At 42.7% G+C, this 23,540-nt stretch carries 24 protein-coding genes and 1 tRNA gene; 7 read left to right on the forward strand and 18 right to left on the reverse strand.

The genetic code is table 11. The features are described from left to right. Positions 1-1,181, reverse strand: a 1,181-nt coding sequence (locus tag VMW78_10205) for a 6-phosphofructokinase (protein ID HUV51374.1), incomplete at its 3' end; no start/stop codon positions are given. Between the two features lie 196 nt (positions 1,182-1,377). On the opposite strand from VMW78_10205, the gene VMW78_10210 reads away from it, so the two are divergent. Next, positions 1,378-1,740: a non-heme iron oxygenase ferredoxin subunit gene (locus tag VMW78_10210; protein HUV51375.1), complete on the forward strand. Its 363-nt coding sequence runs from the start codon at positions 1,378-1,380 to the stop codon at positions 1,738-1,740. A 47-nt stretch (positions 1,741-1,787) separates the two neighbouring features. Here VMW78_10210 and VMW78_10215 read toward each other — a convergent pair. From VMW78_10215 to kdsA, 13 genes are all read right to left on the reverse strand, one after another. Continuing rightward, positions 1,788-1,873: transfer RNA gene (locus VMW78_10215), tRNA-Leu, on the reverse strand. Positions 1,874-1,902: 29 nt separating this feature from the next. Beyond that, complete coding sequence (secG, locus tag VMW78_10220; protein HUV51376.1) at positions 1,903-2,259, reverse strand: preprotein translocase subunit SecG; 357 nt, start codon at positions 2,257-2,259, stop codon at positions 1,903-1,905. 4 nt (positions 2,260-2,263) lie between these two features. Beyond that, positions 2,264-3,037: a triose-phosphate isomerase gene (tpiA, locus tag VMW78_10225; GenBank protein HUV51377.1), complete on the reverse strand. Its 774-nt coding sequence runs from the start codon at positions 3,035-3,037 to the stop codon at positions 2,264-2,266. Further along, the gene (gene gap / locus VMW78_10230) at positions 3,037-4,041 is read right to left on the reverse strand and encodes a type I glyceraldehyde-3-phosphate dehydrogenase (GenBank protein ID HUV51378.1); all 1,005 of its coding nucleotides are present in this window, start codon (positions 4,039-4,041) and stop codon (positions 3,037-3,039) included. Before gap ends, tpiA begins: the two co-directional genes overlap by 1 nt. Before the next feature lie 27 nt (positions 4,042-4,068). After that, positions 4,069-4,482: a PTS sugar transporter subunit IIA gene (locus VMW78_10235; GenBank protein ID HUV51379.1), complete on the reverse strand. Its 414-nt coding sequence runs from the start codon at positions 4,480-4,482 to the stop codon at positions 4,069-4,071. A 37-nt stretch (positions 4,483-4,519) separates the two neighbouring features. Then, on the reverse strand, positions 4,520-4,978 hold the full coding sequence (locus tag VMW78_10240) for a PTS sugar transporter subunit IIA (GenBank protein ID HUV51380.1): 459 nt from the start codon (positions 4,976-4,978) through the stop codon (positions 4,520-4,522). Positions 4,979-5,008: 30 nt separating this feature from the next. Then, positions 5,009-5,545, reverse strand: coding sequence for a ribosome-associated translation inhibitor RaiA (gene raiA / locus VMW78_10245; protein HUV51381.1), 537 nt, complete (start codon positions 5,543-5,545; stop codon positions 5,009-5,011). Between the two features lie 12 nt (positions 5,546-5,557). Next, complete coding sequence (gene rpoN / locus VMW78_10250; GenBank protein ID HUV51382.1) at positions 5,558-6,985, reverse strand: RNA polymerase factor sigma-54; 1,428 nt, start codon at positions 6,983-6,985, stop codon at positions 5,558-5,560. A 4-nt stretch (positions 6,986-6,989) separates the two neighbouring features. Then, entirely contained in the window at positions 6,990-7,712 is a 723-nt protein-coding gene (gene lptB / locus VMW78_10255; GenBank protein HUV51383.1) for an LPS export ABC transporter ATP-binding protein, read from the reverse strand. 22 nt (positions 7,713-7,734) lie between these two features. Then, complete coding sequence (locus VMW78_10260) at positions 7,735-8,304, reverse strand: LptA/OstA family protein (GenBank protein HUV51384.1); 570 nt, start codon at positions 8,302-8,304, stop codon at positions 7,735-7,737. Beyond that, positions 8,285-8,875: an LPS export ABC transporter periplasmic protein LptC gene (lptC, locus tag VMW78_10265; GenBank protein ID HUV51385.1), complete on the reverse strand. Its 591-nt coding sequence runs from the start codon at positions 8,873-8,875 to the stop codon at positions 8,285-8,287. The genes VMW78_10260 and lptC overlap by 20 nt, the downstream gene beginning before the upstream one ends. A gap of 129 nt (positions 8,876-9,004) precedes the next feature. Continuing rightward, the gene (locus VMW78_10270; GenBank protein HUV51386.1) at positions 9,005-9,520 is read right to left on the reverse strand and encodes an HAD-IIIA family hydrolase; all 516 of its coding nucleotides are present in this window, start codon (positions 9,518-9,520) and stop codon (positions 9,005-9,007) included. Between the two features lie 58 nt (positions 9,521-9,578). Next, the gene (kdsA, locus tag VMW78_10275; protein HUV51387.1) at positions 9,579-10,397 is read right to left on the reverse strand and encodes a 3-deoxy-8-phosphooctulonate synthase; all 819 of its coding nucleotides are present in this window, start codon (positions 10,395-10,397) and stop codon (positions 9,579-9,581) included. 154 nt (positions 10,398-10,551) lie between these two features. Here kdsA and VMW78_10280 point away from each other — a divergent pair, with 154 nt between their 5' ends. From VMW78_10280 to VMW78_10305, 6 genes are all read left to right on the forward strand, one after another. Beyond that, positions 10,552-11,910: a M23 family metallopeptidase gene (locus VMW78_10280; GenBank protein HUV51388.1), complete on the forward strand. Its 1,359-nt coding sequence runs from the start codon at positions 10,552-10,554 to the stop codon at positions 11,908-11,910. Between the two features lie 75 nt (positions 11,911-11,985). Then, positions 11,986-13,155 carry a homocysteine biosynthesis protein gene (locus VMW78_10285; GenBank protein ID HUV51389.1) on the forward strand — a complete coding sequence of 390 codons (1,170 nt, stop codon included), beginning with the start codon at positions 11,986-11,988 and terminating at the stop codon, positions 13,153-13,155. Then, positions 13,148-13,714 carry an RNA 2',3'-cyclic phosphodiesterase gene (gene thpR / locus VMW78_10290; GenBank protein HUV51390.1) on the forward strand — a complete coding sequence of 189 codons (567 nt, stop codon included), beginning with the start codon at positions 13,148-13,150 and terminating at the stop codon, positions 13,712-13,714. Before VMW78_10285 ends, thpR begins: the two co-directional genes overlap by 8 nt. Before the next feature lie 259 nt (positions 13,715-13,973). After that, positions 13,974-14,993: a recombinase RecA gene (gene recA / locus VMW78_10295; GenBank protein HUV51391.1), complete on the forward strand. Its 1,020-nt coding sequence runs from the start codon at positions 13,974-13,976 to the stop codon at positions 14,991-14,993. 3 nt (positions 14,994-14,996) lie between these two features. After that, complete coding sequence (gene alaS / locus VMW78_10300) at positions 14,997-17,633, forward strand: alanine--tRNA ligase (protein HUV51392.1); 2,637 nt, start codon at positions 14,997-14,999, stop codon at positions 17,631-17,633. Between the two features lie 68 nt (positions 17,634-17,701). Continuing rightward, a complete protein-coding gene (locus tag VMW78_10305) occupies positions 17,702-18,622 on the forward strand; it encodes a dihydroorotate dehydrogenase (GenBank protein ID HUV51393.1) in 921 nt (306 codons plus the stop codon). A 26-nt stretch (positions 18,623-18,648) separates the two neighbouring features. Here the strand turns inward: VMW78_10305 and VMW78_10310 are convergent, their stop codons facing one another. From VMW78_10310 to ilvN, 4 genes are all read right to left on the reverse strand, one after another. Further along, positions 18,649-20,187, reverse strand: coding sequence for a 2-isopropylmalate synthase (locus VMW78_10310; protein ID HUV51394.1), 1,539 nt, complete (start codon positions 20,185-20,187; stop codon positions 18,649-18,651). A gap of 80 nt (positions 20,188-20,267) precedes the next feature. Further along, a complete protein-coding gene (gene cimA / locus VMW78_10315) occupies positions 20,268-21,899 on the reverse strand; it encodes a citramalate synthase (GenBank protein ID HUV51395.1) in 1,632 nt (543 codons plus the stop codon). A 14-nt stretch (positions 21,900-21,913) separates the two neighbouring features. Further along, positions 21,914-22,966 carry a ketol-acid reductoisomerase gene (gene ilvC / locus VMW78_10320; protein ID HUV51396.1) on the reverse strand — a complete coding sequence of 351 codons (1,053 nt, stop codon included), beginning with the start codon at positions 22,964-22,966 and terminating at the stop codon, positions 21,914-21,916. A 71-nt stretch (positions 22,967-23,037) separates the two neighbouring features. Further along, on the reverse strand, positions 23,038-23,526 hold the full coding sequence (ilvN, locus tag VMW78_10325) for an acetolactate synthase small subunit (protein ID HUV51397.1): 489 nt from the start codon (positions 23,524-23,526) through the stop codon (positions 23,038-23,040). Positions 23,527-23,540 lie beyond the last annotated feature (14 nt).

Genomic DNA, 23,540 nt, shown 5'->3' on the forward strand with positions numbered 1-23,540 from the left:
AAATCAGAATGAAAATCAATATCGTGCTTTTTGTTATATTCAGCGATAATTGTATTTAATTTGATTATAAACACCTGTATTTCATCAATAAATTCTAAAATACCCTCAGGTATTACAATTACGCCGTAATTTTTTCCAACAGCAGCTCTTCTTACAATACCATCGCAAATCAACCTGGAAAGATGCCGAAGGGTCATTCCGTAAGCGCTGTAATCCACGATTTTTGCTTTTTTTGCTTTTTCGAGCCTTTTTTCGTCTATGTAGTCGGCAAACTCCTCACCGATAAGTGTTATGTTGGCGTGAGTCTGCAGGGCAACTTCAAGAGCCAGGTGGCTTGCGACCCTGCCCATCACCTTGCAAATATGCCAGTATTTGACATCGGAGCTGCAATCCGTGCACAGGTTGCTTATCTCGTTGGCAAAAGCTCTTGCAGCAGTATGAAAACCGAACGATATCGCACATAAAACATTGCCGTCTATATCTTTGACCTGAATGTCGCCGTCAATTGTTTTGGGAACTCCGATAACCTGGAGCCTGTCATCAAACATCTCCTGAGCCAGAAATGCCGCATTTGTGTTTGAATCATCACCTCCAACTATTACAATGGCATCAAGATTAAGATTTTTACATGTCGCCCTTGTAAGGGCCATCTTCTTTTTTGTGTCGATTTTTGTACGGCCGGTCTTGATCATCGTAAAACCGCCCAGATTTCTGTGAGAATCAATAATACTTTTCGTCAGCTCAATAGCTTCATTTTCAAGTATTCCATCCGGTCCAAGCAAAAAACCGTATATTTTATTTTCCGGATTGGCCTTTTTTGCGGCATCAAAAAGCCCTGCAATAACATTGTGTCCGCCTGGAGCGGGCCCGCCTGAAAATACGATTCCGATATTGCGTTGTTTGCAATATTTCTGCCTTAAAGATTCATCCAGAAAATCAACGCCGATAATGTTTTGCACTTTGTTAGTTATAATGCATGGTAACTGTTTGCCTGCCTCCTTATTGATTGAAAATTTAAAATAAGGATTATCCTCCAGCACGGTATATTTATGAGACAGGGCTTTACATAAAGAAGGAACATATTTCCTTCTATCAATTAACTCCTGGTTTATATCGCCGGTAACACTTTGCACTTCAGGATTCTTCAGGAAATCTTCAAGGTCCATGAAATCTTTTTCCATTGTAAAGACCCTCCAAAAAAGACGGTTGTGTAAAAAATTTGTGTCATAATAACCGCCTATCAATATTTGTGTCAAGATCGAAAAGTTGATTGTTCTTTACGTTTCTTCTGATTTCTGCCATAATTTTTTAGATTCATGAGCAATCAGACCGCAAACCTTAGTGAGCGGCTTGGTGTAAACACGGGAGGTGAGATAAATGAGTAGTTGGGTCGAAGTCGGCAAGACCGGTGAGTTTGTCAAAGGAGCCATGAAAGAAGTCCTAATCAAAGGACAAGAAATACTTTTAGTCAGGGTTGGCGACAATTACTACGCTTCCGACAATCGCTGCCCACACATGGGAGGAAAACTATCACAAGGCCTGCTTGATGGCGCCATAGTAACCTGCCCGCGGCATGGGTCTCAATTTGATGTTACTGACGGAAACGTAGTCCAATGGCTAAAGGGAACAGGGCTCTTAACAACCCTGGGAAAAATGCTCAAATCACCAAGGCCGGTTCGCACCTATCCTGTAAAGCTGGAAGACGACCGGATCATGGTGCAGATCCCGGATAGTATGTAGAAAGCCGCCATGCCTTTTGGATAAAAAGGCTTTTTAGAAAGAAAACGTGGTGCCGAAGGCCGGACTTGAACCGGCACGAGTTGCCCCACTGCCCCCTCAAGACAGCGTGTCTACCAAATTCCACCACTTCGGCATTTTGAAGAACCTGAAAAAAGCAAGAATTTATTGAGCCTGTTTTGCCGGCAGCGAGTCCCCGGCCTTGGGAAGAACAGTTTTTTCAGGTGCAGCCGGCGCTGACTGTTTTTCCGCCGGGGCCTTTTGTTCCATCACAACAGAATCGCCGATTCTATGAGAAGATATATATGCAAGCCCCAGCGATGTTATCATAAAAACAATTGCCGCAACTGTTGTCGCCTTGGTCAGAAAGGTTGATGCGCCTGTGCCGCCAAAAAGGGTCTGGCTGGAACCCCCTCCAAAAGCGGCGCCCATATCAGCCCCCTTTCCGGTCTGCAGCAAAACGATCATAATGAGGGCTATGCATACTATAACGTGTATTATTATCAATAGTGTTGAAATCATAATTTTAGACTTGAAAATTAATTATTTTGCTAAATGTCTCTGCATTAAGGCTTGCACCTCCTACAAGTGCGCCGTCAACATCGGGCATTAACATAAGCTCCTTTATATTGTCCGGTTTGACGCTGCCTCCATACAATATTCTTACGGAGTTGGCAAGATCATTACCAAATTTTTTTTCAATCAATGAACGTAAAAACCGATGAACATCCTGAGCCTGGCTGCTTGTCGCTGTTTTCCCGGTCCCGATGGCCCAGATAGGCTCATAAGCTATAATCAGTGTTTCAAGATCACTTAAAACCAAATCTTCTAACCCATTTGCGATCTGTTTGTCAAGAACGGAAAATGTATGGCTTGACTCACGCTCCTTTTCAGATTCTCCCACGCATAGAATAGGTATCAAATTATCTTTAATCGCAGCTTTTATTTTTTTATTAACAGTTATATCGGTTTCTCCAAAATATTGACGCCGCTCAGAATGACCTATTATAACATAACTGCATCCGGCTGACAGGAGCATGCCCGATGATATTTCACCTGTATAGGCCCCTTCCGGTTCCCAGAAAAAATTCTGGGCGCCAAGGGCAACACAACTTCCTTTCACAACATCTGAAACAGGCATAAGAGATGTAAACGGAGGTGCAATCATAACATCAACTGTATCATTAGTTATTAGCTTAACAAGCTGCCGTGATGTTTCCACAGCCTCTTTGCAGGTTTTAAACATTTTCCAGTTGCCGGCAATCAGTGGTTTTCGACTCTTCATATTCGATTCCAGCATCACAGCTGTCTCCCTATCATGGCCGCAAGATCGACCATCCTGTTTGAGTAGCCTGTTTCATTGTCGTACCAGGAAAGCACTTTTACCATGTTATCGACGACATATGTAGTCGGCCCATCAACAATGGAAGATAGCGGCGATCCATTGAAGTCGATCGATACCAGCGGAAGTTCGCTATACCCTAATATGCCGGAAAGGGCTCCTTCTGCGGCTGTTTTAAGGGCCTGGTTAACATCAGAAACAGTAACTCCTGATTTTTCCACTGTTACTACCAAATCAACAAGCGATACATTCGGTGTTGGAACGCGGATCGCAAGTCCGTTGAGCTTTCCTGACAATTCCGGAAGCACAAGAGCGACCGCCTTTGCAGCGCCTGTTGTAGTCGGAATCATTGACAGGGCAGCGGCTCGTGCTCTGCGCAGGTCCTTGTGGGGAAAATCAAGGAGACGCTGATCTCCTGTGTAAGAATGTATGGTAGTCATAAGCCCGCACCTGATGCCGAAATTTTCCAGAAGCACTTTGGCAACAGGCGCAAGACAGTTTGTTGTACAGGAGGCATTTGATATAATATGATGTTGCGCTGGTTTATACTGATTTGAATTAACACCCATGACAATTGTAATATCGGGATTCTTGGCAGGGGCGGATATAATAACCTTTCGGGCCCCCGCGGCAAGATGCTTTGACGCGCTTTCGGAATCCAGGAAAAGCCCGGTACATTCAGCGACAATATCAACTCCAAAGTTTTTCCAGGCAAGATCATCCGGATTCTTTATGGATGTAATACCGATGGATTTGCCTCCTACTTCAATTGAGTCGTCCCCGGCTGTAACTTCAACGCCAAGTTTACCGTGTACCGAATCATAGGTAAGAAGATGAGCCATTGTGGCTGAATCTGTAAGATCATTAATAGCCACGACCTCAATCTCCGGATGATTAATAGCGGCTCTGAAAACAAGACGTCCTATTCTTCCAAAACCGTTGATGCCTATCTTTATGCTCATAATGCCCCCTTATTTTAACATGTCAAATTATTCGCGTTTGTTTCCTTTTAAAACAGCACTTGCAAGGGAAATGCTCTTCTTCCCAAAAGCTTCCAGGTTTTGTCCGAGGTTACTAAGATCATTGTCTTTTCGAGTGTTAACGGCTTTTAATAAAATCGGGAGGTTAACACCGGATAAAACCTCTACCCTTCCTTCTTCAAGAAATGAATAGCTCAGATTGGAAGGGGTTCCACCAAACATATCGGTTAAAACAAGCACCCCTTCTTTTGTTTTTACCCTGTTTATTGCTTCGGCAATTTTCAATCGAAGCATATCTGCCTTTTCATTCAAATCTATGGAAACCGACTCCATGGCTTCCGGCCTGCCGCCAAGAATGAATTCAGCGGCATCAATAAATGAATCCCCAAGCTGTCTGTGCGTAACAATAACTATGCCAATCATAAAACCCCTTTAATGGTGATGAATCCGTAAAAAGTGTTTAAAACCTGTCATCTTCTTCCTTTATGATGGAAAGGATTTCCTCGCTGCTGGCAGCTTCCAGCAGTTTTTGTTTAAAAAGATCATTTTTAAGAATTCTGGAAATCCTGGCAAGCAGTTTCAAATGAAGGCCCGTAGAATTTTCCGGTGTAACCAGAAGAAAAAAGATATGGGTGGGCTTGCCATCCATAGATTCAAAGTCAATCCCTTTTCGGCTAAGACCAAAACCAAGCACCAGTGATTTCAGGCTCTTTAGTTTGCCGTGCGGAATGCCGATTCCTCCGCCTATGCCGGTACTACCGAGTCGTTCTCTCTCCAGGAGTACTCGCATAATTTCTTCATGATTTACGCCGGCAATAAGGGCCGCAGGCCTGACAAGTTCTTCAAGCACCCCCTTCTTGTCATCTGATTTAAGCTCAACAATGATTGCTTCTTTATCTAAAACTTCAAGAATTTTCATTTAATATTCACCAAAATTTTTGTTAATAGTTTACACTGTGCCGGGCTGGATCAAGCCGTAGTGACCATCCTTACGACCGTAAAGAACATTAACCTGATTGGTTCTGGCGTTTGTAAACACAAGAAAATCACTGCTTATAAGATCCATCTGCATTATAGCTTCTTCTATATCCATTGGCTTATATTCGATGTTTTTAATCTTGACATCTCTTTCAACATTTACATCGCGACGAGCAATGTCTTCAACAAAGGCATCTTTTACGCTGACTTTTGAACCGCCCCTGTATCCTCTGTTTTTTTCCCTGTTTTTCTTTATCTGTTTTTCAAGCTTATCTAAAACCATATCAATAGATGAATACATGTCGCCGGTTTCTTCTTTGCCGTTTATGTTTAGTCTGTCGCCAATAATATTGATTTCCGCTATATGACGAAATTTTTCAACCGAAAGGACAACTTTTGCTTCTGCCGGGTTGTACAAGTATTTATCAAACCGGTTAAGTTTTTCTTGAACATATGATTTTAAATTTTCAGAGGAATCCAGATTTTTAAAAGTTACAGATGTCTGCATGTAAAAGCCTCCCTAAAATTGTTTACGTTTGTTTGATGGCAGCAGTTTTAGCCTTTCCCGATACTTGGCGACTGTCCTTCTGGCGATATCAATATTCATCTGCTTCAAAAGTTCTGAGATTTTATCATCGCTGTAAGGTTTTTTGGAATTTTCACCGGCAATAATCTTCTTTATCTTTTCCTGAACGCTGATAGAGGCTATTGCCTCACCATTTATTCGATTAATAGAACTATTAAAAAAATATTTCAATTCAAAAATACCTTGTGGAGTATGAACATACTTGTTTGTTGTAACCCTGCTGATTGTTGATTCGTGCATGCCTATATCCTGAGCCACATCCTTTAGCACCATCGGCCTTAAGTATGCTATTCCCTTTTCGAAAAAGTCTTGCTGGAATTTCAAGATGCTTTCCATAACCCTGTAGATGGTTTTCTGGCGCTGATAAATGCTTTTGATTAACCATGCTGCTGAACGCATTTTTTCCTGCATATAGTTCTTTGCACTGCCAGTGATCTTTCCCCCACATTTTATTGTATTTTTATAAAAAGAACTGACTCGGAGTTTTGGCATGCCATCATCATTTATTATTATCACAAATTCATTTTCCGATTTATAAACAAAAATGTCCGGAATAATATATTGAGGCTCTTCATCGGAAAATTGCCGTCCGGGTCTTGGCTCCAGCGCTTTAATAACAGTTACAGCAGAAAGAACCTCTTCAATGCTTACTTTTAATGCTTTTGCTATGGCTTTATAATTTTTATTTTCAAGATGCTTGAGATGGTTACTGATAATATCGGTTACTACAGTATTATTAAGCCCCAAATGCCTTGCCTGAATGAGGAGACATTCGCCGAGATCTCTGGCGCATACTCCGATCGGGTCAAAAGTCTGCATTAATAACAAAAGCTTATTTACTTTTTCGGTTGTTGAGTTGCTTGACGCAACAATCTCTTCGACAGAAACCTTTAGATACCCATCTTTATCCAGATTGCCGATAATTAAGCTTCCAATCCTTTGTTGCTCTTCTGCCTGAAATATCATAAGCAGCTGCCAGAGAAGGTGTTCCCTCAAAGATTCCTTGCGTGCTACAAAAGATTCAAAATTTGGCGTATCCTTTTTTTCGGTTTCAAAATGGATTCTGCCGGACGAATTATATTCATCAAGATAATTGCTCCAGTCAATATTATCATCAATTTTTTCTTCTATTGTAACCTCTTTGAGAGGTTTTTCAGCCGCCACAGCTTTAGATTGCTCCGAAGATTGTTCTTCACCAGCAAAATCAGTTACCTCTTCCAGCGCGGGATTTTCCTCCAGTTCATGCTGGATAGTATCCATAAGCTCCAGACGGGACAGCTGCAGAAGCTTAATGGCTATCTGGAGCTGCGGTGTCATGATAAGCTGCTGGGATAATTTTAGCTGTTGCCTTAATTCAAGCATGGTTTTATAACCTGAACTCATCTCCTAAATATATGCGCCGTGCTATTTCACTGGAAGCTATCTTTTCCGGACTTCCCGATTCAATAACCTGCCCTTCGTTTAATATATATGCCTTGCCGCAAACCTCAAGCGTTTCCCTGACATTATGATCAGATATCAAAATTCCAATTCCTCGTTTTTTAAGATGTTCAATGATGTTTTTTATATCAATAACAGCCAGAGGATCAATGCCTGCAAAAGGTTCGTCCAGTAAAATAAATGATGGGTTGGCAGCTAATGCACGCGTAATTTCGAGCCGCCGTCTCTCCCCTCCTGAAAGCATACTAGCCTTTTGATCTGCAAGGTGCTTAATGCCCAGCTCGTCAAGAAGCATGTTTACGCGATAATTTTGTTCCGACTTTGAGATAGAAAGCGCTTCTAGAATCGCTAAAATATTTTGTTTTACAGAAAGCTTTCTGAATATTGAAGGCTCCTGAGGAAGATATCCAACACCCTTGCGGGCCCTCATATACATGGGGTAATCGGTGATATCTTCATCATCAATAAAAACCTTACCTTCATCAGGCTTTATAATTCCAATAGCCATATAAAAAGTAGTGGTTTTGCCGGCGCCGTTAGGACCAAGAAGGCCGACAACACTGCCGCTTTCAATATCCAGGCTTACGCAGTTTACTACCCGCTTTCCATTATAGAATTTAATCAATTTTTGAAGAGACAATTTTGCCATGGTTTTGTTTGTTGGGCATATACTATTTCATGTTATTATCTTTTGAATAAAATACAGCTTCAACCCGTTTTTCTTTGCCGCTTTCAACCACCATGCGGTCATCAGATCTGTACATGGTTATTTTTTCGCCTGAAATAAAATTGTTTCCGCTTGTAACATTCGAATCCGGACCGGTTAAAACAATTATCCCAGTCTCAGCCGTATAAACCGCCTGTTGTGCCTTTGCAACCTTGTCATCAAATTTTATTACCACATTGCCGTTTGCGACAATCTTTTTTATCATTTCCTCTCCGGCTGCCGGGTTCTGCTTTTTAGCAATACCCTTTTTATAAAAAATCTTCAGCCTGTCGGATGTAATAACGTCTGTTTCCCTGATTGCTATAACATTCCCAATAAATTCAGCGATCATGGCTTCGTTGTCGGCAACCAGGCTGTCGGATGTAATATGAATTTTCTTGCTGTCTTTTCCCGGATTTATTGCCGGATCGTCGGCATATGCAAAAGACACCTTAAAAACACATGCAAACAACAAAATTACAATCAAGGAATAGGATGCCCGACAACCTGTTATATTATAAAATAATGGTCTCACTAAAACTGCCCTCAATCCCTCCTTCAAACAAGATCCTGTTGGTATTTAAATCAAAACTCATCGAGTCGGCTGCAAGATTGAGTGAATCACTGACAATTTCCACAGGAACTTTTGAAAAAATAATACGTTTGGTGTGTTCGTAATTAAGCTTTTTGGTTTTCAGCCTGTAAGTTTCATTTTGCACAACAACATTGCCTGTAACCTCAATGTCATTTGAATCTGTTTTCAGAATGCCCTGGTCAGCCGTCAGACAAACCTTTTCTTCATCTTTAAGAAAAAATGTTACAATAACATCCTGGAGATTTGCCTGTTTGGTTGCATCAATATAAGATGCTGATTTAGCTTCCAGGCTCCATTCCTTTATCCCATCACGCGTTGCTGTTTGGTAAACCTTGCTTATTGATATGTTTGCCTCGGTGTTAAGGGATGAAATAAACTTGCCCTCTTTGTTCAAAATTAATCGATAGCCTATAAAAACCGCCGATATGACGCACAGGGAAAGAAGAATGATTACGACTAAAAAAATCTTCAGTTTTTTATTTTCAGTGTTTTTTTTCTTAATAAAAAGCATTATCAATGGCTAAGTAAAAACGTTTATATATAAGGCGTAGTAGTTTTTCAGGAATGAGGCCACACATATAAAATGCCGAATGTCTGAAAAAATATTACAACGCAGTAGATGGGCCTTTTGACGATGCCATTAAAACTGCTTGATAATATTTTCTAAAAGCCCCTTAGCTTTTAATATGGTTTCGCAAACCTCTCTTACAGCGCCAAAGCCGCCCTTTGCAGATGTAACCATATCGGCTTTTTCCAGCAGTTTTTCGTGTGCATCGGCTACGGCAATGGAAAGACCGACCAGTTTCATTAAGGGAAGATCGGGCAAATCGTCGCCGATAAATGCGATTTCTTCGGGCAGCACGCCTGTCCGCGTAATAATGGAATTCATAACAGAGGCCTTGTTGCCGACTCCGTCGAATATATATGAAATTCCAAGATTTTTACACCTGTGCAAAAGAGCCTTTGAAGTTCTGCCTGTTACGACACATACATCTATTCCTTCTTCGATAAGAAGCCTTATCCCAAGCCCGTCTTTTACATTAAAAACCTTGGTTTCTTCGGCATTGTCATTATATATTATACTGCCGTCGGTAAGAACTCCATCTACGTCAAGGAGAAGAAGTTTTATCCCTTTTAATTTATCAATAATCATCATCCTGTTTTAAACCTGAAAAAATCGTAATATTTTAACCAACCTAAAATATTACAAAAAATTAAACTAATACACCTCTAATTGCCACGAGTTGTAAAAGAAGCTCGTAAAGATCATCAAGTTTTAACGAGTTGGGTCCGTCACAAGGTGCCCTGTCCGGATCTTTATGAACCTCCAAAAACACTCCATCCGCACCTGCGGCAACCGCAGCTTTTGTAAGGATCGGCGCAAATTCACGCTGCCCTCCGGAACTTGAACCAACCCCTCCCGGAAGCTGGATGCTGTGAGTGGCGTCAAATATTATCGGCCAGCCTGTATCCTGCATTATCTTTATGCCGCGGAAATCTACAACCAGATTGTTATAGCCGAACATTGTGCCCCGTTCCGTAATCATGATCTGTTTGTTTCCCGCAGAGGTTATCTTTTTAACAATATTGACAACATCCCAGGGAGCAAGAAACTGCCCTTTCTTAATATTTACCGGCTTTCCGGTTCCGGCAACTTCTAAAATAAAATCGGTCTGCCTGCATAAAAAAGCAGGAATTTGTATTATATCCAGCACCTGTGCGGCTCTTTCCACTTCAGTTATTCTGTGCACATCTGAAAGAATCTTTATGCCGAGTTCTGACTTTATTTGCGCAAGAATTTTAAGTCCATCAACCAGTCCAGGGCCCCTGAAAGAATTTATTGATGTGCGGTTAGCCTTGTCATAGGACGCCTTGAAGATAAAGGGGATGCCCAATTCTTGCGTAAGTTCTTTAAGAAATGAAGCTATTTCAAAACAGGTTTCATAATCCTCTATCACACATGGACCTGAAATAAGCACAAGAGGCGCTCCCTGCCCGATTGATATATTACCTGTTTTGACCATATTACCCATAATGTGTCAGACCCTGCCAAGTAATCGAGTAAAATAAAAAGAATTTATCTTACGCATGGTTAAAAGTCAACAAACGAAAACTTTACCTTGATTACACGCTTTTTAACTGTTATATTTTTTTAATATATTAAAATTAAAGACTGGATATAACCCATTGAAAACCAATACAAAATATCGCCTTGTTGTTCTAATCTGTTTTATATTGATTGTTCCAATAGTGTGGTTTTTCTCAACTCTATTTGAGGGCGAAAACCCGTCTGTTGTGCTGGAACTCCCCTCTTTGTCAATAAAAGCATCTCAAGAGCTTTCCATTTCAGTGTCTGACACTAAAAGTGGTATACGAATGATGTGGATCGGTCTTTATAAAGATGGCAAAGAGGTTGTGATGCTTGATAAGGACTTTCAGGCACCAGAGTATAAGGGCGAAAAAATTCATAAAGAGACTTTTAAGATCAAGATAGAACCAAGGAAAATAGGAGTTAGCGACGGCAAGGCAATTTTGCGTATTGTTGCGCGGGATTTTTCCTGGCGCGGATGGTGGCACGGCAATAAAACATATATTGAAAAAAATATAACCATCGACACCCTGTCGCCTGATATAGATATTTTGAGCAGAGCCCACAATATAAGCCAGGGGGGGGCAGCCCTGGCTATATACAGGCTGTCTGAGCCATGCCCAAAAAGCGGAATATATGTTGGAGAAAATTTCTTTCCGGGCTATTCAGGATATTTTAAGGATCCTGATATATTCATGGCTTTTTTTGCACTCAGTTACGACAAGGGGCCAAAAACCGAAATTTTTGTTAAAGCAACCGACCGGGCAGGCAACAATGCAATAGCCGGATTATCTTATTATATAAAAAAGAAGGAATTTAGAAAAGATGTGATTAACATTTCAGATAAATTTCTAAACTATAAGATGCCGGAATTCGAAATTGATGCTCCGTCAGATTCCAAAACATCCGTGCTGGATAAATTTTTAAAAATAAATCATAATCTTCGTCAAAGCAACTACAAACAGGTAACAGAACTAGGGCAAAAAACCGACAACGCGTTATACTGGAACGGGCCATTTCAAAGGCTGCCAAAGTCGGCAAACAGGGCTGGATTTGCTGATCATCGAACATATAAATACAAAGAACAAATAATCGACCGCCAGGTTCACCTTGGCATAGATCTGGCCTCTCTTGAGCATTCGCCGGTACCCGCATCCAACAGGGGAAAGGTGGTTTTTGCCGATCATCTTGGTATTTATGGGAAAACCGTCATAATCGACCATGGATTTGGGCTGCTTAGCATGTATTCTCATTTAAGCAGTTATAATGTGCAAAAGGATCAGCTTGTATCAAAGGGTGAAATCGTGGGCCGCACAGGCATGACAGGCCTTGCAGGCGGCGATCATCTGCATTTCGGTATTTTTATCCATAACACCTTTGTAAACCCTCTTGAATGGTGGGATGCAGCATGGATAACCAACAATATAACCAGCAAGATTGAGGCTGTTAAACCCTGATTGAGCCAAAGTTAAATTAGGTGTTACAATTTAAGATAAAGGCTGGAAATCTGACTTGGCCTGGAGCGTTTTGGAATGAAAAAATATAAAGTTAACAAGACTTATAGGGAAATCAATGAAAAAATTAAATCCGGTAAAGTAGTTGTGGTTACAGCAGAGGAAATCATCAATATCGTCAAAAATGAAGGCCCGATTGAAGCTGCAAGACATGTTGATGTTGTAACCACAGGAACTTTTTCCCCTATGTGTTCTTCAGGAGCCTTTATTAATTTTGGGCATTCTGTTCCTGGAATTAAGGCTTCCAAGGTCTGGGTGAACAAGGTGCCTGCATATGCTGGAATCGCCGCTGTAGACTGCTATCTCGGGGCCACGGAGCTGTGCGAGGATGATCCGTTAAACAAGGTATATCCAGGTGAATTCAGATACGGAGGGGGCCATGTAATCCAGGATTTGCTTGCAAAAAAGAAGGTATATTTAAAAGCAACCTCTTATGGGACAGCATGCTATCCGAACAGGATGATAGAAAAGGAGATAACTCTGCGCACCCTTCCCAGCGCAACGCTTTGCAACCCAAGAAACGGGTATCAGAATTATAACTGTGCCATAAATCTTACCAACAAAACCGTTTATACTTATATGGGCGCTCTTAAACCAAAAGCAGGCAATGCAAACTACTGCTCTGCAGGACAATTAAGCCCTCTTTTTAATGATCCTTATTACAAAACCATCGGACTTGGAACCAGGATCTTTTTAGGCGGCGGCATAGGCTATGTTACATGGCACGGAACCCAGCATAACCCTTCTGTAAATAGGACTGAAAGGGGTGTTCCTGTCGCACCTGCCGGAACATTGTGGGTTATGGGAGACATGAAAACAATGAGTCCGAGCTGGCTGGTTGGCGTTAGTCTCCAGGGTTACGGATGTTCGCTGGCCGTAGGTCTGGGTATTCCGATCCCGATATTGAACGAAGAAATTGCGCAACACACTGCTATATCTGACGAGGAAATTTTTACCCAGATAGTCGATTATGGGCATGATTATCCAAATGGCATTTCAAAAAGCTACGGCCAGGTCAGTTATGCCGAGCTTAAAAGCGGCCATATAAAATTTCAGGGAGAGACTGTCCCAACCGTGCCTATTTCCAGCATGGTAAAGGCACGTGAGATAGCTGAAATATTGAAAAGTTGGATTTCAGATGGTAAATTCACGCTGGGCGAACCGCAGTTTACTCTTCCAAATGCCTGATATCATACGCGCTTTCATAGGTTTTGAACTGCCGGAAAAAATAAGATCCTTTATAAGCAGTATTCAGGAAGACCTGAAGTCTAATAAATTGGATGCGCGGTGGGTTCAGGTAAAAAACATCCACCTTACACTGAAATTTTTAGGCAACATCAACGAAGAGGATGCACAAAGGGTTGGCAAAGCGATATTTAAATCCGCTGCAGATCATGCTCCGATATCTCTGGCTGCAAAAGGGATAGGCGCCTTTCCAGACATTAATCGTCCCAATGTCTTATGGGTCGGCATCAAAGGGCAAATTGACATGCTTATTCAACTGCAAAAGAGTCTTGAAGATCAATTGGAAAAGATCGGTTTTTCAAGGGAGAACAGGCCGTTTAAGGGTCATCTGACGCTGGCTCGTGTAAAAAAACAGCTTGACCGGACAAAACTTATTACTGCAATAAAAAAATATAAAGAACTTGAATCAGAGCCATTTATTGCAGATAATATTATTTTATTTAAAAGCGATTTAAAATCAAACGGCGCTGTTTACACGAAGCTGATCAGCATATCATTATAGAAAAACCTGGGTTGAGCGGTTCAACGTTCACGGTTGAAGAGCCTTAGAAAGCTTCGCTTTACCTTTGACTATTGGCTATTAGCCATTGGCTAAAGGTGGCCTAAGGCCTTAATAGGGGCGCATGTTATGTTTCACCCAATGGGTGAAAGAGACTAATCTGAGTATTGTGTTATAAAGTTAAAGATATCAGCAGGCTATAACCTTTGAACCCTGAACCTTAAACGGATCACTTTAGATAAAAGCATTTTGGGAGGATATTATGAGCATTTCACCGGACAAGGAAAAAGCCGCAGATGCCGCTATAGTTCAAATTGAACGTCAGTTCGGCAAAGGTTCTATTATGAGGCTGGGCAGCCAGCCGATTGTTGATGTTCCGGTAATACCGACCGGATCCCTCGCTCTTGACAAGGCGCTGGGCATAGGAGGCCTGCCAAGGGGCAGGGTTATAGAAATTTTTGGCCCGGAATCATCCGGCAAAACAACCCTGACCCTTAATGTTATTGCAGAAGCTCAGAAAAAGGGCGGCATTGCCGCATTTATAGATGCTGAGCATGCTCTTGATGTCGGGTATGCAAAGAAGCTTGGCGTGAATTGTGATGAGCTTTTGCTTGCACAGCCTGATACAGGTGAACAGGCGCTTGAAATAGCAGACATGCTGGTTAGAAGCGGAGCAATAGATATCGTGGTTATAGATTCGGTTGCAGCCCTTGTTCCCAGAGCGGAAATCGAAGGGGAGATGGGTGATTCCCACATGGGGCTTCAAGCCAGACTCATGTCGCAGGCGCTTAGGAAGCTGACCGCTTCAATAAGCAAAACCATGACATCGGTTATTTTTATAAACCAGATACGCATGAAAATAGGTGTGGTGTTCGGCAATCCTGAAACAACTACCGGCGGGAATGCGCTCAAGTTCTATTCCTCTGTAAGGCTTGATATCAGACGCATCGGAGCTATAAAAGAGGGCCAGGATATTACTGGAAACCGTACAAGGGTGCGTGTTGTAAAAAACAAGATGGCGCCCCCCTTCAAGGAGGCTGAATTTGACATCACGTATGGTGAAGGCATATCAAAAACAGGCGACCTTGTTGACGCGGGCGTTGAAGCAGGCATAATTGACAAAAGCGGGTCATGGTATTCATATAATGGAGAGAGAATAGGCCAGGGCCGTGAAAATGTAAAAAAATTCTTAAGCGAAAATCCGGATATTTATAATTCCGCGGTTGCAAAGGTCAGAGAAGCGCTTGGTCTTTCCGCAAAGGTGGAAGAAGGAACAAAGTAATCGATGACGAGCAACGAAATACGCAGTCAATTCCTTGAATATTTTAAAAAACACAACCATCGGATTATAAGAAGTTCTTCCCTTGTTCCTTCAGATGATCCTACTTTGTTGTTTACAAATGCCGGTATGGTCCAGTTTAAGCGCACCTTTCTGGGCGAAGAAAAAAGAGGGTATGTAAGGGCCGCAACATCACAGAAATGCGTGCGCGCAGGAGGTAAACATAACGACCTGGAAAATGTGGGTTATACTGCCAGGCACCATACCTTTTTCGAGATGTTAGGAAATTTTTCCTTTGGTGACTATTTCAAGGAAAAAGGGATTGAGTTTGCATGGGATCTGCTTGTGCGCGGCTATGGCCTGCCAACGGAGAAGCTATGGGTTTCAGTCTATCTTGACGATGATGAGGCATATAATATCTGGAGTAAGAATATCGGCGTGCCGGAAGACCGGATTGTGAGGTTTGGGGAAAAGGATAACTTCTGGTCAATGGGAGATACAGGTCCATGCGGCCCATGCAGCGAAATACTCATAGATCGCGGCGAAGAATTCGGCTGCAACAGTCCTGGTTGCAGGGTAGGATGCGAATGCGACAGGTACCTTGAGATATGGAATCTTGTTTTTATGCAGTACAGCCGTGACATCTCAGGAAAGATGACCTCCCTTCCAAAACCCAGTATCGACACGGGTATGGGTCTTGAACGGATAGCCGCTCTTGTGCAGAATGTGCCCACAAACTTTGATACAGATCTTATCCGTCCGATTATTACAATGGTGGAAACTCTTTCAGAAAAAAAATTCGGCAATTCTTTGCAAAACGACATAGCCATGAAGGTAATTGCCGACCACACCAGGGCTGCCGCATTTCTTATAGGCGACGGAATACTTCCATCTAATGAAGGAAGAGGATATGTGCTTCGCCGAATCATACGCAGAGCAATACGTTACGGCCGCAATATAGGTCTTTCAAAGCCGTTTCTTCATAAAACGGCAAAAAAGGTGTTTAATATCATGGAACCGGCCTATCCTGAGCTTTCAAATGCCGCCGCTTTTATCACAAATGTAATTCAAAATGAGGAGATCAGATTTTCAGAAACCCTGGATAACGGGCTTAAGCTTTTAAACGAAACACTTGCAGATATAAAAGCAAAAAACCAAAACCAGATGCCGGGTCATGTAATATTTAAACTGTACGACACTTATGGATTTCCGGTCGATATCATAAAAGATGTGGTCAGGGATGAAAACATGACCCTGGATATGACAGGTTTTAATGAGGCCATGGAAGGGCAGCGAACCAGATCCAGATCTATCGCAACCTTTTCAGAGGTCAGTGATGCCTATAAAAGACTTTCGTCCGATGGAATAAAACCGGAGTTTGTCGGCTATCAGGCGGATTATTGTGCCTCACCTATCCTTGCAATAGTAGAAAACGGCTATGAAGTCCAAGAGGCAACAACCGGCAAAATTGTTGAAGTTGTATCAGAAATTACACCTTTTTATGCTGAATCCGGAGGCCAGGTAGGGGATAAAGGAAAAATAACAGGTCTGAATCCTGGAATGCTTGAAATGGATGTTTCTGACACCATTAAGGACCCGACAGGTCTTATAATACATAAAGGTAAAATAATTTCAGGAAGCATTAAAAAAGGGGATAATGTAAAGCTTGTTGTTGAAAAAACGCGTCGTGAGGCTATTGCCTGCAACCACACTGCCACACATATACTCCATTTTGCATTGCGCGAAACGCTGGGCGACCATGTAAAACAGGCTGGTTCGTTTGTATCACCGGACAGACTCCGTTTTGATTTTACCCATTTTTCTCAGGTTGACGGCGATACTTTAAATAAAATTGAAAGTATTGTAAACAATCGAATACGCGAAAATGTTTTGGTTGAAACAAAAGAAATGGATGCTGAAGAAGCATTTAAATCAGGGGCTACAGCCCTTTTTGAAGAAAAATATGGAGACCGGGTCAGGGTTGTTTCCCTTGCATCTTTCAGCAAGGAACTCTGCGGAGGAATTCATGCCAGCCACACCGGCAAGATTGGCCTTTTCAAGATAATCGGAGAATCCAGCGTAGCATCGGGAATAAGAAGGATCGAAGCCCTGACCGGCGAAGCAGCACTTGAATATATCCAGAAGGCTTCAAAAATAGTTCAGGAAACAGCCCGCCTGATAAAGGAAAGGCCGGAAGATATTCTAAAGAGAATTAACAAAATAATCAGCGAGCATAAGTCCGCTGAAAAGGAAATAGAAAAACTTAAAGCAAAAATTGCTGCAACAAAGGCGGATAGCTCCGAAGGTTATATTAAATTAATAGACAATGTAAAGGTTCAGGTAAAAAAAGTCGTGGTTGACACGCCCGCGGCTCTTAGAGATCTGGCTGACAGATTCAAGGAAAAAATGAAATCTGGAATCGTTGTGCTTGGCAGTGTTGCAGGTCCCAATGTTCTGCTTATCGTGGTTGTTACAAAGGATTTAATGAATCGTTTTAATGCGGGAAGCATTGTAAAGCAGGTTGCGGCCATAGTCGGTGGCGGCGGAGGCGGAAGGCCTGATATGGCGCAGGCCGGCGGCTCCATACCCGAGAAACTTGATCAGGCGCTTGAAAAGGCATACGAAATCATAGAAAAGATGTGAGGAATTCAGGCTTAAATTTTAATCCGCGGTCTCATATAATCGCATGCCGGAGGTAATAGACGGGTATTATGGAAAACAAAGCCGACCTATCAGTAAATATTGGAGGAATAGAGCTAAAAAACCCGGTAATGACGGCATCCGGTACATTCGGTTATGCCAGGGAGTTTGAAAATCTTATTGATTTGAACCGGCTTGGCGCTGTTATTGTCAAGGGTTTGTCTCTTAAACCCTCCATGGGTAACCCACCTCCAAGGATAGTTGAAACCCCATGCGGCATGCTCAATGCCATCGGCCTTGAAAACGTCGGGCTTGCATCATTTATTGAAGAAAAACTTCCGTTCCTCAAAAAACTATCAACGCCCATCATTGTAAACATTTACGGAAAAGATGCCCGGGAATATGCTGAGATGGCATCACGCATTGATGAAATTGAAGAAATAGCCGGCATTGAAGTCAATATCTCATGCCCCAATGTAAAGGCGGGAGGCGCGGCATTTGGAACCGATCCTGATGCAGCCTGCAAAATAGTAAAGGCTGTCAGAAACAATACCGGCAAACCACTTATGGTAAAACTTACTCCCAATGTAACCGATATTACTCTTATTGCCCGCGGTGTGGAGGATGCGGGCGCTGATTCCATATCATTAATAAATACGATAACCGGCATGGCTATAGACATTGAAACCCGGCGGCCGAAGCTTGCAAATATAACCGGAGGGCTTTCCGGCCCGGCAATTAAACCAATAGCTTTGCGCATGGTATGGCAGGTAGTTCAAAATGTTAAGCTCCCTGTAATAGGGGTCGGAGGCATAATGACCGCAGAGGATGCGCTTGAGTTTTTAATAGCAGGGGCGGCTGCGGTTCAGGTCGGAACGGCGAATTTGATCAACCCGCATGCCACAATTGACATTATTGAAGGAATAGAAGCCTTTCTTATAAAAAGAAATATCCCGCGGCTAACAGATATTATTGGAACATTGCAAACCTGATGAATTTAGACAGTTTTTTCAAAGGGCTACAATGTTTCAGGTGATATCACAGGATTGGCTTTTAAGTATTCCAGCCTGTTTAGCCCGTTAATATAAGCCTTGGCGCTGGCTGTGATGATATCCGGATCAGCTCCTCTGCCAAGAGCAATAAGCCCGTCTTCATTTAAGCGCACGGTTACCTCTCCCTGTGCATCCGTGCCGCCGGTCAGGGCACTCACAGAAAATCTTAAGAGTTCCGATCCGGTCCCGGTAAGTTTTGCTATTGTGTTAAAAGCCGCATCAATCGGCCCGTTCCCATAACCCGCGCCCTGCACAGAGCGTCCGTTTATTATGAGTTTAACACTCGCCATGGGAAGAACCGTTGTCCCGCTTATCACATGCAAATACTCCAGGCAGAAAATATCTGTAGTTCGTAATATACCTTCTGTAACAAGAACCTCAAGATCCTCATCCACAATATCTTTTTTCTTATCCGCAAGCTCCTTGAATTTTTTAAAGATAAGATTTAATTCTTCGTCTGAAAGATCATATCCCAAATCCTTTAGATGTGAGCGCAGGGCATGCCTTCCTGAATGTTTGCCCAATACAAGCTTGCCGGCGCCGAGACCTATGGTATCAGGCTTCATAATCTCATATGTCATCGGGTTTTTCAACATGCCGTCCTGGTGGATACCTGCTTCATGCGCAAATGCGTTGGCGCCGACTATAGCCTTATTCGGCTGCACAATAATTCCTGTTATCATGCTGACAAGCCGGCTTGTCGGATAAATCTGCTTGGTGTTAATATCTGTTGATACCGGGATATAATTGGGTCTTGTATGCAGAGCCATTACAATCTCTTCAAGAGACGTATTTCCCGCCCTTTCTCCGATCCCGTTTATTGTAACTTCAGCCTGTCTTGCGCCGGCGCTTATTGCCGCAAGAGTATTGGCTGTGGCAAGGCCAAGGTCGTTATGGCAGTGTATGCTCACAATTGCTTTATGGATATTGGGTGTATGCGCTATTACATATTTAACAAGATCCGCAAATTCCTGTGGAATAGCGTAGCCTACTGTGTCAGGAATATTAATAGTTGTGGCGCCGGCCTCAATTACGGCCTCAAAAACCCTGCACAAAAAATCACGATCGCTCCTTGATGCATCTTCAGCAGAAAATTCTATGCTGTCAGTAAAAGATCTCGCATATTTAACCGCTTCAATTGCTTTTTTTACAACCGCATCCCGTGTCATTTTCAGCTTATAGTCCATATGAATATCCGAAGTTGCAATAAAGGTATGTATCCTCGGTTTAGCGGCATTACGGATAGCGCCCCAGGCATGATCGATATCTTTTTTGGAAGTTCGCGCCAATGCGGCGACTTCTGTGTTTTTCAACCTGCCTGCTATTCTGGAAACCGCCTCAAAATCTCCTTCAGATGCGGCAGGAAACCCTGCCTCCAACACATCTACACCGAGTTTTTCCAGTTGCACGGCAATCCGCAGCTTTTCAGCGGTGTTCATGCTTGCTCCGGGAGACTGCTCACCATCCCTTAGGGTTGTGTCAAATATTATTACTTTTTCATTCATGATTTTGCTCCGCTATCAGTAATATTGGTCAAGTGGTTGAGTAGGAAATTAGTCGAGTGGTTGACTACTCGACTATCCAACTATTTCTCTACTCGACTATTTTCCAATGCTTTTTTCCGTTCCTTGGCCAGCTTATACTGAAAACTGTCTGCCAGCGCCTGCCAGCTTGCTTCAATGATATCCTCTGAAGCGCCGATTGTACTCCAGATATCATCTTCGTCTCTTGATTCTATTAAAACCCTTACCTTTGCCGCAGTTCCTTTGTCGCCATCTATTACCCGGACTTTGAAATCTACAAGACGCATGGAATCAAGATCTGTTAAATAAAATTTTTCCAGAGCCTTGCGCAAGGCATTGTCCAGAGCGCCAACCGGCCCATGTCCTTCGGCGGCGGTAATTTCCTCTTTATCGCCGACAGAAACCTTGATAGTAGCATGAGACGAACACGGATGATCTTTTTCCTTTTCAACGTGAACTCTAAAAGATTTCAGTTCAAATAACGGTTTGAACTGTTTTGTAAATTTTTCCATAAGTATTTTAAAGGAGCCGTCAGCCGCTTCAAACTGATAACCCTGATCTTCCAGCCGTTTTATTTCAGAAGCGATTTTGCGGCTGTCAAGCCCCTTGCCATTAAGCTCAATGCCCAGTTCCCTGGCCTTGTATTCTATATTGCTCTTGCCTGAAAGATCCGATATCAAAACACGGCGCTTGTTCCCCACATACTCAGGATCCATATGTTCATATGCCCCCGGAACCTTCATGATAGCGCTTACATGAATACCGCCCTTGTGGGCAAAAGCGCTTTTGCCCACAAAGGGCCTGGTGCTTAATGGAATCATGTTCGCAGTCTCGCTGACAAACCTGGAGACCTTTTTTAATTTTGCAAGGTTCTTGTTTGAAATACACGGACAATCCATTTTTATACAAAGAATCGGTATAATTGAGGTAAGGTCCGCATTGCCGCATCTTTCTCCATATCCATTGACAGTCCCCTGAACCATAACAGCGCCCGCGCGGATCGCTGCTATGGAATTGGCCACAGCCAAGCCGCAGTCGTTATGTGTATGAATTCCGATTTTAAGCGCCAGGTCATCTGTTTTTGTGCTCTGTTTTTCAGCAATGCTTTTTTGTACATTATTTATGATGGATTCTATTTCAAATGGCAGGGTGCCGCCATTTGTATCGCAGAGAACAATAGTGTCTGCGCCGCCTTCTACAGCAGCCATCAGGGTTTTCAATGCATAACCCGGATTTTTCTTATACCCGTCAAAAAAATGCTCGGCATCGTAGATAACTTCACGATCATTCTTCTTCAGATACTCGACAGAGTCGCATATCATCGCGAGATTCTCTTTCAAAGTATTTCTCATAACCTGCTCGACATGGAGATCCCATGTCTTTCCGAAAATTGTGACAGCAGGAGCGCCGCTTTCAAGAAGCGCATTTAAGTTAGGATCATCATCAGGCTTGATTCCTGGCTTGCGGGTTGCGCCGAATGCAGCAAGACGGGCATTTTGAAATTTAATATTTTTCGCCAGCTCAAAAAAGCGTTCGTCCCTGGGATTGGAACCGGGCCAGCCGCCCTCTATGTAATGTATCCCGAGATCATCAAGCTTCTGTGCGATCTTTATCATTTCTTCAGCGCTGAAACTGATGTTTTCTCCCTGGGCTCCGTCTCTTAAGGTGGTATCATATAGCAGGATAGGTTCCATAATATTGCTCTTTCTTATTTTTTTCGGTTTTCAGGCCTTAATGATCGAACTGCTGCGCCGGCTTTCCACATTTCTGAATTCTTGATTACATCAAGTTCATTTTGCAATTTTTCACGATAATCAGGAGCGCTGTTGACTTCGATAACTCTTTTTGTCTCTTTGCCCGACAGAACACTTTCATAGAGGTCGTCAAAGACAGGAACCACGGCGTCACGAAACTTTGGAGCCCAATCCAGAGCCCCTCTCTGAGCAGTGGTACTGCAGTTTGAGAACATCCAGTCCATGCCATTTTCCGCCACAAGTCGTATGAGGCTCTGAGTAAGCTCCTCTACGGTCTCATTAAACGCTTCACTCGGGCTGTGACCATGTTTTCGAAGAAGATTATATTGTGCTTCCATTACACCGGAAAGGCATCCCATTAGAACGCCACGCTCGCCGGTAAGATCGCTACGGACTTCCTTCTCAAAAGTAGTCAGAAAAAGATAACCCGATCCTATAGCAATTCCTAATGCAATAGTTCTCTCCTTTGCCTTTCCCGTAAAATCCTGATGAACTGCAAAGCTGGAATTAATGCCGCTGCCGGCCAGAAAGTTAGTGCGCACTGTGCGGCCCGATCCTTTTGGGGCCACTAAAACGACATCAACATTTTCCGGAGGCTTAATACCTGTTTGGTCTTTATAAACAATTGAAAATCCGTGCGAAAAATATAGAGCATCTCCTTCATTAAGACATTCTTTTATCTGAGGCCATGTTGCAACCTGACCAGCATCTGAAAGGAGAAACTGAATAACGGTCCCTTTCCGTGCCGCCTCCTCAAGAGGAAAAAGTGTTTTGCCTGGAATAAAACCGTCTGCAACAGCATGATCCCATGATGCACCACCTTCACGCTGCCCTACTATAACGTTAATACCATTATCCCTCAGGTTCAAAGCCTGCCCAGGTCCCTGCACGCCATAACCTAAAACTGCAACAATTTCATCTTTAAGTACTTCCCTGGCTTTCTCAAGAGAAAATTCTTCAGATGTAACTACTTCCTCTACAACACCGCCGAAATCGATATTTGCCATTTTATTCTCCCCGATTTATAATTACATTTTTGTAATATTTAGCCCTATGCAAAAAACTCCTATGGTAATTTTCATTTTGATTCCCGGAAAAGGGCGATAACCCCTGTTTTTGCGATTTCCTTAATCCCTATCGGTTTTAGAAGATTCAAAATTGCATGCATTTTGTCTTCATCTCCGGTAACCTCTAAGGTGTAATGCTCCTGCCCGACATCAACCACTTTACACCTGAAAATATCTACGATTCTGAGGATTTCAGCCCGGTGTTCAGATCTGGCCTGAACCTTGATAAGGGCCATCTCCCTTTGAACATAACTTGATTCTGTAAGTTCATGTACTTTTATCACATTTATAAGCTTGTGAAGCTGCTTCATGATTTGCTCGACAACCGGAGCGTTCGCCTTGGTAACAAGGGTAATCCTGGACACCAGAGCATCGGTAGTTTCGGCAACAGAAAGACTTTCAATATTATAGCCTCTTCCGCTGAACAATCCTGTGATCCTGCACAGCACCCCCGGCTGGTTGTCAACTAAAATCGAAAGTATATGTTTTTGTTCAGTCATGATTTATATCCTTA

This window comes from Anaerolineae bacterium, assembly GCA_035529315.1.
GTDB lineage: Bacteria > Desulfobacterota > Desulfobacteria > Desulfobacterales > ETH-SRB1 > Desulfaltia.

Coding starts and splice junctions, on each gene's coding strand:
- VMW78_10210 (HUV51375.1), top strand. CDS start 1,378: ATGAGTAGTTGGGTCGAAGTCGGCAAGACCGGTGAGTTTGTCAAAGGA.
- secG (HUV51376.1), bottom strand. CDS start 2,259: ATGATTTCAACACTATTGATAATAATACACGTTATAGTATGCATAGCC.
- tpiA (HUV51377.1), bottom strand. CDS start 3,037: ATGCTGGAATCGAATATGAAGAGTCGAAAACCACTGATTGCCGGCAAC.
- gap (HUV51378.1), bottom strand. CDS start 4,041: ATGAGCATAAAGATAGGCATCAACGGTTTTGGAAGAATAGGACGTCTT.
- VMW78_10235 (HUV51379.1), bottom strand. CDS start 4,482: ATGATTGGCATAGTTATTGTTACGCACAGACAGCTTGGGGATTCATTT.
- VMW78_10240 (HUV51380.1), bottom strand. CDS start 4,978: ATGAAAATTCTTGAAGTTTTAGATAAAGAAGCAATCATTGTTGAGCTT.
- raiA (HUV51381.1), bottom strand. CDS start 5,545: ATGCAGACATCTGTAACTTTTAAAAATCTGGATTCCTCTGAAAATTTA.
- rpoN (HUV51382.1), bottom strand. CDS start 6,985: ATGCTTGAATTAAGGCAACAGCTAAAATTATCCCAGCAGCTTATCATG.
- lptB (HUV51383.1), bottom strand. CDS start 7,712: ATGGCAAAATTGTCTCTTCAAAAATTGATTAAATTCTATAATGGAAAG.
- lptC (HUV51385.1), bottom strand. CDS start 8,875: ATGCTTTTTATTAAGAAAAAAAACACTGAAAATAAAAAACTGAAGATT.
- VMW78_10270 (HUV51386.1), bottom strand. CDS start 9,520: ATGATGATTATTGATAAATTAAAAGGGATAAAACTTCTTCTCCTTGAC.
- kdsA (HUV51387.1), bottom strand. CDS start 10,397: ATGGGTAATATGGTCAAAACAGGTAATATATCAATCGGGCAGGGAGCG.
- VMW78_10285 (HUV51389.1), top strand. CDS start 11,986: ATGAAAAAATATAAAGTTAACAAGACTTATAGGGAAATCAATGAAAAA.
- thpR (HUV51390.1), top strand. CDS start 13,148: ATGCCTGATATCATACGCGCTTTCATAGGTTTTGAACTGCCGGAAAAA.
- recA (HUV51391.1), top strand. CDS start 13,974: ATGAGCATTTCACCGGACAAGGAAAAAGCCGCAGATGCCGCTATAGTT.
- alaS (HUV51392.1), top strand. CDS start 14,997: ATGACGAGCAACGAAATACGCAGTCAATTCCTTGAATATTTTAAAAAA.
- VMW78_10305 (HUV51393.1), top strand. CDS start 17,702: ATGGAAAACAAAGCCGACCTATCAGTAAATATTGGAGGAATAGAGCTA.
- VMW78_10310 (HUV51394.1), bottom strand. CDS start 20,187: ATGAATGAAAAAGTAATAATATTTGACACAACCCTAAGGGATGGTGAG.
- cimA (HUV51395.1), bottom strand. CDS start 21,899: ATGGAACCTATCCTGCTATATGATACCACCTTAAGAGACGGAGCCCAG.
- ilvC (HUV51396.1), bottom strand. CDS start 22,966: ATGGCAAATATCGATTTCGGCGGTGTTGTAGAGGAAGTAGTTACATCT.
- ilvN (HUV51397.1), bottom strand. CDS start 23,526: ATGACTGAACAAAAACATATACTTTCGATTTTAGTTGACAACCAGCCG.